The following is a 12,294-nucleotide window of genomic DNA, read 5'->3' as shown; positions in this document are numbered from 1 at the left end:
TTAAACGGGTTTATTATGTTTAACCGTTTCAGGCTGAGTGGCACCAGAGCCAGAATCCATCAAAGACGTATTTTTGGATAACGCCTCATCGGTTTTGGCAGGTTTTGGCTGAGCCTGATTGAAAATCAGTGCTTCTGGCTGCGACTTATTCGATGGTTTTTCATGCGCCATTTGATCCCAAATGATCTTAGGGCTTTGATCTCGCTCGGCATCGGCTTCTGCTGTCGATGTGCCAGACGAACTTGGTTTCTTCGGTTCAATCACCGCACTCGCCTTACGGATCTCGGCGGCAATGTCATTCAGATAAGGCTGCTTAGTCCAGTCACCAAAATACATGGCCCCCACTAATACTGCAGCGCAAAGCAAGATAGAGAAGATCGCAGATTTGGTCATAATGGACTTCCTTTAAACAATCGTAATATGGCTCCCTATGGCAGAGACTCAGATACTGCAGATTGTATTCATACCATCACGGGGCCAAGCACACAATTGCACCCGATTATTTCCTTTAAACAGACTGGAAATAATGCTTTCCGCTGACTAAAACTCAAAACCTTGACATTGCATGTCGTGGTGCATCCCGCTCACTGGGTCAATAAAACGTAACCGCTGCGCCATCAATTTTAGGGGTGCCTCAAATTTATCCGGTCCTTTGGGTAATAAGCTTGGATAAAATCTGTCGTTTAACAATGGCATACCTAAGCTTTGCATATGCACACGAAGTTGGTGGGTTTTACCGGTAATCGGGCTCAAATGAAATAAACCGACATCGCCTTTTATGGCCACTAAACTGATTTCGGAATGGGTATTTGCCTCGCCTTCCACGATTTTCATGGTAAAACTCGGGTCGCTCGGCTGCATACGGTTTGTTACCGTCCAGTGCAATGGCAAAGTTAAGCAGCCCTGTTGATATTGTTCAATAATCTCAGGAGTCAACTTGGCAATCGCTTGATAGTCTTTACGAATCGCATCGTCGATAAATAGTTGATGATAGAGCGCGCGGGTTTCAGGCGCGACAGTCATCAGGATCACTCCAGCGGTTTCACGATCAAGCCTATGAGCGGGCGCGATAGTATCAATGCCAGTTCGCAATCTTAGTCTATGCACCAGACATTCGTTCACATAGTTGCCGCTTGGCGTCACAGGCAAAAAGTGAGGCTTGTAGGCCAAAATAACGTTGTCATCTTGGAATAGGATCTGTTCTTCGAAGGGGATTTTCGCTTCCACCGGCACTTCACGGTAGTAATACACCCGCGCCGCAGGGCGATATTCAGTGTCCAATGCGATCAAACTGCCATCCCGCCAATGCACTTTTCCATCGAGGATCCGCTGACGCCATACATCTTCACCTATACGGGCAAAATGTTGTGCGAGAAAGGCAAACACTGTGGGTTTATCTGTGACATTCACAGGAAGCACTATGTAAGAAGGTTGGGCGGCGCGGGCAGATGCAGTCATATCACAAAAAAAGCGGCTATAGAAAGCCGCTATTCTAGCCTTTTTGTGGTTTTTCAGTCCACATGGGACTTGATGAGTTGCAGCACGAAGTCCAAGGTCTTATGGCAATCTGGCTGATTCACTAACACTAATTTATCTTTGTTATACATAGGCAAAACCTCGAGCCAGCGTTGGCTCACCCAAGCGGCGTCTTCCAAATGCACTTGAGAATAGAGCTCAAACAGATCGGGATTCACTTCATAAAATTGCTCTAATGCGGCGCTTATCAACTCAAATTCACCTTTAATCGGCTCTTCTTGCCAGTTACGGCAAGGTAAAGTACGCGCCATCCACAGCTTATCTTTGGCCTGCGCCGCCGAGAGGATGCTGACGCGTTGACGCCCTTCGAGCACTATGCTGAGTGAATCATCTTCTAGCTGATTAAAATCGATAATGTCACATTGGGTGGCAGTGGGATAACAGGGCGGACTACCACTGGGTCTAATGGTGGCAAAGGCGAGCACATACTTTCCCTTGAATACATCGGCCACCATGCGCAGATGACCGGGGTCAACCACACGAACCTCCACCCGTCCCTGTGGCAGTAACAAGGCATCGCGCATGAGTAACGCCATTTCTCGTGTTTGCATAGCAACCTCCTGCCCCAAATAGAAGGAAACGAACTCAATGCATTCGTATTTCCTATTATTGTAGAGTGTAGCAGGTGAAAGAATTTCCTTCCTGAAGCCGCTGACCGCACAAAGAAATTTCCGCCCCTGCTATTTTGAATCAGGGCATTTCAACCACGTCATGTCAAACCCAGTTTTCGAGACCAAATCACTTCAACCTAGAAGTGCTCTAGCCGATCCAGCACATTTCCCCTCGCAACAACCGAGGCAAGCTCCTCGGCAAGACGTTCACTCAAAGCCACAGACGTACGCCAATATTGCATCCGCTGCGCAGTGTCCAGTTGCTTAAAATCTTCACGGTCGGGGATTTTGCCAAAGGGCAATGAAGCGACAAATTCGGCCGATGGCGCCAACACTAGCGCATTGTGATAATTAGCGTGACCTTGGCGCCACTTCAAGGATTTATCGAACCATCCAGGGCTGATGGTCGGATAAAAATGCGGATACAACGTCAGCCCCTTGGCACAGGATAAAGGCAAATCAAAGTGATAGTCGGTAATGCCGCCATCGTAATACTGCCCATCGGCAACGCCTTCAATTTGGGACACAGGGGCCAGCAATAAAGGAATCGACCCCGTAGCTAACATCACAGCATCGACATTAGCCTCAGTTAATTCAACCTGCTGACTGGGTAAATCGTTGAGTTGCAAAAAGGGAGATGCTGCAGCTTGTTGGCTAAAGACCACACGCTCAAAATGCCAACCTAAACTCCGACGGCTCACTAAGTTGGTCGCCGCCGCCATCGCCAGCCCCGCCGCAAGCGGAAGCTTTGCCGTTAAACGATTTAAATGTTTAGCACGGCACACGACGAAATGACTGTGAATATGAGCGTTATTAACGATTTCCCTGCCACCATTGCCCCCTAAAATGCCCTGCACTACGCCTTTAACTTGCGCACTGACTTCCTGCGGTGTTGGCATATTGTCGTAACGCTGACCAATATAAAAATCCTCTAAGCGGCCATAGGCTATGAGGGGATCTTGCTGCGCCAAACACGCTAAACGCCAAGCCCCAGAGGAAGCGCCTAATGTATATAAAGGCGTTTGCCTGTCTTTGAAAAAATCAGCAAACAGATACTTATCTAACCCAGCGATACCAAGCCACTTAGGTCCACCAGAGGCGGCAAGCAACTGGGTAAAATGCTCAGCTTTAAGGCCTTGTTCTGCCAAGGTGTTAAATGCCGTTGCTCCCGCGAGAAATCGTAACGCTGACAATTCTGTGTTCCTTCAAATCAATGCCATTAAAGCGAAATAACGCATTAAACCACGATGGCGCACGTCAATAAACAATTCATATCATCGACTTAACTCAGTCGCAATGTGCATGCGACAACGTGTATTGTGCCGTACGAAGCCTCAAAAGCATGCAGGCCGATAGTGAGGTTTTCATCAATATATTCAACTGCATTTTAAATATTATTTAGAACACTAGGCTCTGAGTTAGCACATTTACGTCTAAATGTAACAATTGTTACAATGATAACCTTCTCGGCATCAGATTGTTATTTTATCTGCACACCTAAGTTCGAGTATTGGGTCACAAACATCATTGAGAGGTTTTTATGCGTCTAGCCGTTATCGCATTGGCAGTGTCATCCACACTGGTTATTCCAGCAGTCCAAGCCGAAGAGCAACAAACAGGCTTCGAAAAAATCGAGATCATAGGCTCACGCATAGCACTACGCACGGCAACTGACAGTGTTGCCCCGGTCGATATCATTACTGCCGAACAACTCGAATCAACAGGTATGACCGAAACCGCTAAAGCGCTGCAATTTGCGGCGCCAAGCTATAGCTTTCCATTCTCCTCGGTGACTGACGGTTCAGATGCGGTGCGCCCCGCGAGCTTACGCGGCCTGTCGCCAGACCACACCTTAGTACTCGTAAATGGCAAGCGTCGCCATGGTTCTGCTCTAGTACATTTAAGCGGTACCATGGGAAAAGGCTCCTCTAACGTCGATTTAAATGCTATTCCAATGACAGCGATAAAACGCATTGAAATTCTCCGAGATGGAGCCTCGGCACAATACGGTTCAGATGCGATTGCTGGCGTGATTAACGTGGTACTCAAGGACAGCGATCAAGGCGGTAGCGTCTCGGCGCAAGCCGGACAAACCTACCAAGGTGACGGTGAGCAATGGCGCGTAGGCGTTAACCATGGGATCAGTTTAAACCATGATGGCTTTGTGAATGTCGCCCTCGAAGCGCATCACAAAGACAGCACAAACCGCGCAGGGTTAGATCCACGCCAACAATACCCTAAGTTAGCTGATGGCTCAGCAGATCCGCGCGAAGCCACATTTAACCGTAAGAGCCACCACGTGGGTGACGCCGAATATGATAATGTCGGTTTGTTTATCAATGCGGCTCAGCCTATATCTACCGACGGAAAACTCTATGCCTTTGGTGGCATTAGCCAACGTGAAACTAAATCGGGGGCTTTTTACCGTTTAGCTCTCGATGCCCGTAACTTACCCGAAGTGTATCCCGACGGTTTTTTACCGCAAATTAACCCCAAAATTATCGATTCATCTCTTACCCTAGGCTATGAATTCAACCTAAGTGACTGGGATATTGATGCCTCAGTGGGATATGGCAAAAATTCATTTAACTATAATATCGTCAATACCTTAAATGCGTCATTAGGCCCTGAAACTCCTACCGAGTTCGACGCAGGAACGTTATCGACCCGTGAAGCCAATATCAATTTGGATATTTCCCGTTATTTTGCCTTTATAAACGATTCTGAAATTCTGTTTGCGACCGGTGTTTCATGGCGCCAAAACGGCTATGAAATTGAAGCCGGAGAAGAAGATTCGTATATCAATGGTGGCTATAATGGCAAAGCGGCGGGTAGCCAAGGTTTCACCGGTTTTACCCCTGAGTCTGAGGTTGATGAAACGCGCGATAACACAGGCATTTATGCCGAACTTGAAAACCAATTAACCAACGAGTTTTACTGGGCGGCAGCGCTACGCTACGAAAACTACTCTGACTTTGGCGGCAACACGAGCTGGAAACTCGCGGGTCGTTACGATTTTACCGACAACTTAGCCCTGCGTGGCACTATCAATACAGGCTTTAGAGCGCCGAGCGTACAACAACTGTACTTCAGCAATATCTCGACGTTGTTTAATCCCGATCCAGTGACGGGGCAACTGGTTCCTATTGAATCAGGCACCTTCAACACCTTATCACCAGTGACAAAGGCGCTTGGAATTAACGAACTAGAACCTGAAATATCGCAATCATTTAGTCTCGGTCTTGTTTATACCAATAACGCTGGCCTCGCGGTAACACTCGACACTTACCAAATAGAGATTGATGATCGCATCATCTTATCTGGCTCCCTAAGAGCGACTGATAGCCCTGCGGTTGCAGCGGCACTTGCGGGCACCAATGCCGATTCAGCACGATTTTTCGTCAATGCCGTCGATAGCCGAACTCGCGGGATCGATCTTGTTGTTAGCCAAGACTTTGATATTGGCACTTGGGGCGATTTACGGGCGAACTTAGCCTATGCCTATAATAAAACCGAGATCCAAGACATCAATCTACCGTCTATTTTAGGCGGATTAGACAAGAAACTCTTTGATAGTATAGAAAGAACCCGCATGACGTCTGCCACACCGCATAACACGGGCAGTATTGGGCTGACCCATGAACTCGGGGATTTTAAAACCAATATCCGCTTAAACTACTTTGGTGACTATAGTGAAGGTTATTCAACGGGTGATGTGAACTATAGCGATCAGTGGGTGATGGATCTGTCGGTAAGATACGCCGCCACCAATGCACTAAGCTTTACGGCTGGGGTGCAAAATTTGTTTGATGTGTATCCAGAAAAACGACCTGATAACAATAACTTCAATGGTATCTTTGTATACCCATTAACCAATACCCCCTTTGGCTTTAATGGTGGTTACTACTTTTTAGAAGCCAAATACACTTACTAAACTCGTTTTAGCTAAGTTTAATAATACTTGATGTAGAAACAGGCCATTCAATGGCCTGTTTTTTATGCCGACATGTTTAGACCGGCTTCCAATCGACAAAGCTTATGTCCTAACTGTGGTGATCGGATTATAATCTTTACCATTCGCCCATTTCACATCCGCCATGTCGAGTAACCGATGATCGTCGATACCTTAAAAAACCGCCATATTTATCAATCCTTAAGCCCTCGGCTTGCGACTGCATTAGAACATCTAGCGACGACCGACTTTAGTCAGCTACCCGTAGGCAATTATCCCCTCGATGGCGACAATATTTTTGTGATAGTAAATGACTATCAAACCAAGCATAAGTCGACAGAACCCTTTGAAGTTCATCAAAAATATATCGATGTGCAATATGTTTTCAGCGGTGAAGAAGAGTTTGGTTACTTGCCACTAGCGGAGCAAACACCCTCGAAACCCTATTTTGAAAAACACGATTACGCCGAGTTTGATTACGAGGCAAACCAAGCCAATGCCTCTTATATCAAACTCAAAGCAGGCATGTTTGCGTTATTTTTCCCCGGTGACATGCATATGCCCGGCACAGGCGATATCGCCACGGCGGTGCGTAAAGTCGTGATAAAAGTGAAGATCTAAACCTTAAGCCATCTTTGCCGAACCTGAGCGTTCTATTTTTAGAGAAATAGCAACTGAAGAGCGCAGTGATATGCGCTTTGGCTATTTCCGATTAAAGCCAAATATTGCTAAAATTGTCACAAATTTAAAGGAGAGTCCCTGAAATGCCCATTTACGTTGTCGGTCACAAGATCCCCGATTCAGATTCAATCTGCGGTGCTATCGCGTTAGCCTATTTAAAAAACCAAATCGGTGAAGAAGCCATTGCCGCACGTTTAGGTGAATTGTCACCTGAAACCGCTTTTATTCTGGAACGTTTCGGCTTCGAAGCTCCAGAATACAAAACCAGCTACGCTGGCGAGCAAGTGTATATCGTTGACCATTCAGAACTGACTCAAGCACCGGATGATATCGCCCAAGCGACTATCGTCGGGATTGTCGATCACCACAAACTTGGCGATCTGACCACAGATACCCCGCTAGAATGCTGGATCCGCCCAGTGGGTTGCAGCAACACAGTGATCAAGATGATGTTCGACTTTTACCAAGTCGCTATCCCTAAAAATATCGCTGGCATCATGATGTGCGCCATTTTGAGCGATACCGTGATTTTCAAATCACCGACTTGCACCACTGCCGACATTCGCTGCGTTGAAGCGTTAGCTGAGATCGCCGGCGTTGAAGATTTCAAAGAACTGGGCATGGAAATGTTCAAAGTGAAATCCGCCGTCCAAGGCACACCAGCACGTGACTTAGTAATGCGCGACTTTAAAGACTTTAACATGAACGGTAACTTGGTCGGTATCGGCCAGTTAGAAGTGATCGACCTGTCAGTATTTGACGATATCAAGGCCGAGCTAGAAGCCGATATCAAAGCACTGAAAGTGGAAGGTAACCGCCACAGCGTTTTATTGCTGCTGACTGACATCATGAAAGAAGGTTCAGAGTTGTTGATTGTGTCTGACGATGCGGAGCTGACCCAACGTGCCTACGGTAAAGATACCGTCGATGGTAAAGTGTGGTTAGACGGCGTATTAAGCCGTAAGAAACAAGTAGTACCACAGCTACAAGCAGCATTCGCCTAGTCGCTTTATCGTCACGACTGTAGTACAGGTATTAAGGCCGAACTGAGTTCGGCCTTTTTTATATTTCAGAAAAACTGCCCCCCCTGCGTTACGCCTATTCACCGCCACTAACTAAAACTGGCATGAAACTTTGCTCATAAATCTATCCAGCCAGAGAAGTTGGCGAGTATGATAGGCCAATCGTCACACTGATTTGATCACTTTCATCTATGCCAGAAGCGCTACAACATATCATCACTGAACTCACGCCTTGGCTGCAGCAATATGGCTATGTGCTGCTATTTGTCGCGATTGCTGTCGAGGGTTTTGGTATTCCGGCGCCTGGGCAATCCTTATTGATTGTCGCCAGTTTATTAGCTGCCACAGGGCAAATGTCACTGCCATTGGTATTAATCGTCGCAGCTTGCGCTGCACTCTGCGGTAACAGCTTGGGATATTTTATCGGTTGGCGCTTTGGTGATGTATTGCTTAAGAAGGGCTGGATAAAACCGCCATTGGAAAATAAAATCCACAGCGTTATCGGTCAATATGGCATTGCCGCTTTAGTGTTGAGTCGTTTTGTTGAGGGATTAAAACAGTTTATGTTTATCGGCTGCGGTCTCGCTAAAATGCCATTAAAACAATTTGTGATTGGTAATGCTCTCGCCACCAGCATTTGGGTGGCACTCTTTGGGTTAGGCCCAGTGTTAATCCGCGATGAAATAGCTCCCATGCTGGCGTTTTACCACCAGCATAAATACCCCACATGGGCCATGGTCAGCCTGATACTCGCCGTGCTAATCACTTTTACTTGGCGCAGGTGGCAAACCAAAAATCCGCAGTAACAGCTTTGGAGTCTATTCTTCCGATTCCTTTTGGATCATCTCTATCACTTTATGAGCCTTAACAAAATGGTCTAAGCGATGAGTTTGAATCCACCAAGTCGCCGCTTCCATAAGCAACTCTGGATCATCATTTTTGTTCGCAAAGAAGGCGTAAAATGAGAGGCCGACATTATCGCCTTTAGTCTCAATTTTTTTATGACAAACAGTGATGATTTTTGCTCTTAACTCAGCTCTCATATTGACTCATAAAGTTTATTCACCAGCTTATTAAATATTTTCAATGACATACAACACTAGATATATCGTCTATTGCTTACTCCATACAGCTACCGATCACTTTATGCCTTCAGTCTCAACCTTAGGTTGAGGTTCTGCGCCGTCGTTTGGCTTAGCCTCAGGCTTTGATTCCGGCGCTTTAATTGGTGCGGGTGGCGCCTCAGTCGCAGCAGGCTTATCTTGTTCCAGTCATACGTTTGGCTCCTGCAATGGTGCATTAACCTTAGGTGTCGGTGAGCTTTGCTCTTCAGGTAAAGGCTCGACAATAATCACTGGCTCTTGTGGCACAGGCGTTTCACCTTCGGTAGATGTTGCAGCTTCTGACTCTGGCGCTAAGGTGCCAAGATCTTGGTTCGCAGGGCTTTCCACCGCATGTTTAGGTAATTGATTTCGATATAAATCAATCATACGCATCACCTCAGACAAGGCTTTACCATGCTCTGGAGTGAGAATGCCGTTGTGCCCAGAGACGATTTCGTCAGACACGGCCAGTACCCATACGGCTTGCATATTGGCATCGGGGCAGGTTTGCACAGTACGACGAGCCTGCAGGCGAGCACGAATTTTCCAGCCTGATTGAGGCAGCGTCATCATACAGCCAGGGATTTGATCGTGCGCCATCAAGGCCGAAGGCATCTTCATTGGCGTGGTGCAATTGCCACCAGAGCATTTGTCAATATCGTGGGTAATAGCCCAAGAGTTCCCGACAGCGCGCTCGCCGTCCTTGATGTAATTGAAGGCTTCTTTCACTGCAAAATCCCCCTTCGATTGCAACACCACCATACTCGGTTTTTGTCTATCTAAGCTCACCAACGTATCTAATGGCTGATACTCTTTAGCAGGTACGGCAGGATTTAACAGTAAGAATAAATTAGGATTATCCTGCTGATTATCAATGGCGGCTTTGATGCGATCTTTACTCGCATGCAAAACAACAGCACCGCCAAGACTATGGCCAATCACAGTGTACCGCAGCAGTTTATGCTGTGTTACTAAGCTATCAAGCTTATCCAGCAACTGTGATAGACCTAACTGCCCGATACGTTTAGCAACCCGTTTACGCTGTAAAATAGTGGGAAAATCTAAGGGTTCAATCCAACTTTTTGCATCATCTGAGCCATCGATCCAAAAAGGATCATATTTATCGCCCCGCCAGCCAATATACAAACCCAACAAGTTACGCTGGGTATCGGACGCGGCCATTTGCTGATAAAACTGCTCAAAGGCAATAAAGTTTTCATCCTTAGGCTCGGCGCTATGATGCCAGCCATGAACAAAAATCAATAATTCAGGGATCTGTGCAGGCTCTGGATGTAAAATTCGCGTCTCTAAACCTTGCCATTGCCTTTCGTCGTGGGGCTGACCTTTATCATTAAACTCAATCACATGAAAATTTTGCTTAGCGATATCAGGGCCGGGTATGTGGTAAGCCTGATCTGGAATAAAAGGAAGTAGGATGCAAAGTAATAACAACATTAAAAACAGTAACTTGTACTGAGTAAACTTTTTCAGGCTCATTTATAACAACATAATTAACGGCCAGGCTAGGCCAAAATAGACGTGCTGAAAGGGACTAACAGCAAAATTGACGAAATTATACGCTAACGCCATTAACCCAGCTAGTGCCTAAGTTGCTTTTCATCTGAACAGCAATGCTGTTTAACGCCAAGTATCGGGAAGCGTGACTTGGCTCCATAACTCTTGGCACAGCGGCTGACTATTGTGCCAGTCGCCGCCGTTAATCCATTTAACCAGCGTATCCCCCACCTTTGGATATGCGATTGGATTAGGCGATGCCGTTTTAAGCCAGCGCTTAACTATGTTCACATCGAGACTCATCATACTATCTGCAGCCGCTAAAAGTTGTAACGCCGCCACATTCGATAACTGCTCAAACTGGCCAATCAGTGGTTTGACTAAGAGTTTTTTACCTAAGGTTAATGCTTCGCTGGCAAGCTCAAAGCCCGCATTGCCTATCACACCACCGCAGCTGGCAAGATGTTGCTTAAACCCCTCACGATTAAAACCGTGCCATTTAATGTGCTCAGCAACTTGGCCTTTAGGTTGTTGGCTGTGATATACCAAAAACTGATAATCACTAAAGTGAGACAGAAAATGAGCAATCATATCCGCATCTTCAAAAGGCAAATAAACTAAAATCTGATGCGTGTGTTCGAATGGGCTGGCATCCACTTCGACAAAAGGCGGCAAAATAGGGAAGCCAAAATGATGCCAATGACACCCCAGCGCCACATCCACTGGTGCAAAATAATTGAGCAGCATCTCATTAAACCAAGTGCTACCGAGTTTTGGCACCGGATGAGTTAACGCCGCCTGATGGCTAATACCAATGGATGGCACGCCTTGGCGCCGCGCAGCCCAAGCCGACACAGGTTCAAAGTCGTTGAGTACTAAATCATAGCAACTGAGATCTAAGGCTTTAATATCTTTAAATAACGACAAGGACAAATTTTGTCGGACAGTTTGTGGCACATTCACGCGCCCGGAGTGCGTCGCAAACGTCATTCCCGCTTGAACGCGATAATCACCAAAGCACTCCATATCGAAAAACTGATCAGGCTTGCGCCCCGAAAATAGAAAGTCAACTTCAATATCTTGTTTCATCAATGCTTTAGCCATGACGCGTGCACGACTTAAGTGGCCATTCCCTGTGCCTTGAACTCCGTAGAGTATTCGCATTACGTATCCTTAAACTGATGAGTGAAGGAGAATTCCCACTAATGAAATGATTAACAGGCGCATATTTGAATTAAATCACTGGATGAACCAGCAATACCGACCCAATCCCTAATGAGGCTCCCGCCAGAATATCTAAGGGATAATGCACGCCAAGTGCAATACGTGAGCCCCCTATGCTAAAAGCCCATAAATACGCCACAGGAGCCGCCGCTGGATAGATTTGCGCCACGCTAGTTGCCATCACAAAGGCCGCAGCTGTATGACCAGACGGTAAGCTGAAGCGATCCGATGGTTCAAAACCACTCTCAAATCCCACTAATGCATGGCATGGCCGTGTGCGACGAATACTATTTTTCAATAGTAAATACAGAGGTAACTCAACCAAAAAACTCGCTAACATCAAATTAAATAGAGCCTGTCCTTGAGCGTGCGTCAGCATCAAACCCACGGACAAATATAAATACACATGCCCATCGCCACTCGCTGATACCCGCTTTGCATGGGCATATAAACCATGGTGCTGGGTGAAGCTCACGATATGGCAAAACATTCGCTTATCTAAGTCTGCAACGTAACTCAACATAAAACAGGCTCCTTGCTGGCATACCAGCGAGTTTTACTGCGATGTTCATCTGTACATTCTCTCGACGACGCTTAGAGTGCTTAGTCTGAAACCAACCGACTCACCAAGGCTCTATTCACGATTGAAT

11 protein-coding genes and 1 pseudogene are annotated in these 12,294 nt (G+C 46.5%); 4 read left to right on the top strand and 8 right to left on the bottom strand.

The annotated features are described in order from the left end of the window. The 4 genes from L5L94_RS17460 to L5L94_RS17445 form a co-directional block, all read right to left on the bottom strand. On the bottom strand, window positions 1-393 hold the full coding sequence (locus L5L94_RS17460; RefSeq protein WP_263164281.1) for a hypothetical protein: 393 nt from the start codon (window positions 391-393) through the stop codon (window positions 1-3). A 147-nt stretch (window positions 394-540) separates the two neighbouring features. Then, window positions 541-1,458: a pseudouridine synthase gene (locus tag L5L94_RS17455; protein WP_219234474.1), complete on the bottom strand. Its 918-nt coding sequence runs from the start codon at window positions 1,456-1,458 to the stop codon at window positions 541-543. A gap of 53 nt (window positions 1,459-1,511) precedes the next feature. After that, window positions 1,512-2,087: an LON peptidase substrate-binding domain-containing protein gene (locus tag L5L94_RS17450; RefSeq protein WP_105251225.1), complete on the bottom strand. Its 576-nt coding sequence runs from the start codon at window positions 2,085-2,087 to the stop codon at window positions 1,512-1,514. A 197-nt stretch (window positions 2,088-2,284) separates the two neighbouring features. Then, window positions 2,285-3,340 (bottom strand): alpha/beta hydrolase, encoded by a 1,056-nt coding sequence (locus L5L94_RS17445; protein WP_263164278.1) that lies wholly within the window; start codon window positions 3,338-3,340, stop codon window positions 2,285-2,287. A gap of 347 nt (window positions 3,341-3,687) precedes the next feature. Between L5L94_RS17445 and L5L94_RS17440 the strand changes: the two genes are divergently transcribed. The 4 genes from L5L94_RS17440 (at window position 3,688) to L5L94_RS17425 (ending at window position 8,608) form a co-directional block, all read left to right on the top strand. Then, window positions 3,688-6,081: a TonB-dependent receptor plug domain-containing protein gene (locus L5L94_RS17440; protein WP_263164276.1), complete on the top strand. Its 2,394-nt coding sequence runs from the start codon at window positions 3,688-3,690 to the stop codon at window positions 6,079-6,081. Between the two features lie 177 nt (window positions 6,082-6,258). Then, window positions 6,259-6,720 (top strand): YhcH/YjgK/YiaL family protein, encoded by a 462-nt coding sequence (locus tag L5L94_RS17435; RefSeq protein WP_105251222.1) that lies wholly within the window; start codon window positions 6,259-6,261, stop codon window positions 6,718-6,720. Between the two features lie 143 nt (window positions 6,721-6,863). Then, the gene (locus tag L5L94_RS17430; RefSeq protein WP_212600488.1) at window positions 6,864-7,784 is read left to right on the top strand and encodes a manganese-dependent inorganic pyrophosphatase; all 921 of its coding nucleotides are present in this window, start codon (window positions 6,864-6,866) and stop codon (window positions 7,782-7,784) included. 209 nt (window positions 7,785-7,993) lie between these two features. Next, on the top strand, window positions 7,994-8,608 hold the full coding sequence (locus L5L94_RS17425; protein WP_263164274.1) for a DedA family protein: 615 nt from the start codon (window positions 7,994-7,996) through the stop codon (window positions 8,606-8,608). Between the two features lie 12 nt (window positions 8,609-8,620). Here the strand turns inward: L5L94_RS17425 and L5L94_RS17420 are convergent, their stop codons facing one another. The 4 genes and pseudogenes from L5L94_RS17420 to L5L94_RS17405 form a co-directional block, all read right to left on the bottom strand. Then, window positions 8,621-8,845 (bottom strand): DUF6500 family protein, encoded by a 225-nt coding sequence (locus tag L5L94_RS17420; protein ID WP_168825761.1) that lies wholly within the window; start codon window positions 8,843-8,845, stop codon window positions 8,621-8,623. Between the two features lie 96 nt (window positions 8,846-8,941). Further along, window positions 8,942-10,402, bottom strand: a pseudogene (locus L5L94_RS17415) (thioesterase). 141 nt (window positions 10,403-10,543) lie between these two features. Further along, the gene (locus L5L94_RS17410; protein ID WP_105251217.1) at window positions 10,544-11,584 is read right to left on the bottom strand and encodes an MJ1255/VC2487 family glycosyltransferase; all 1,041 of its coding nucleotides are present in this window, start codon (window positions 11,582-11,584) and stop codon (window positions 10,544-10,546) included. A 70-nt stretch (window positions 11,585-11,654) separates the two neighbouring features. After that, window positions 11,655-12,167, bottom strand: coding sequence for a phosphatase PAP2 family protein (locus L5L94_RS17405; RefSeq protein WP_105251216.1), 513 nt, complete (start codon window positions 12,165-12,167; stop codon window positions 11,655-11,657). Between the last annotated feature and the right edge of the window lie 127 nt (window positions 12,168-12,294).

Origin of the sequence: Shewanella sp. SM21 (assembly GCF_025654335.1) — a bacterium.
GTDB classification, from domain to species: Bacteria; Pseudomonadota; Gammaproteobacteria; order Enterobacterales; family Shewanellaceae; genus Shewanella; species Shewanella oncorhynchi.
Note: the sequence above shows the minus strand (reverse complement) of the source record. Positions and strands in the feature narration are given on the sequence as shown.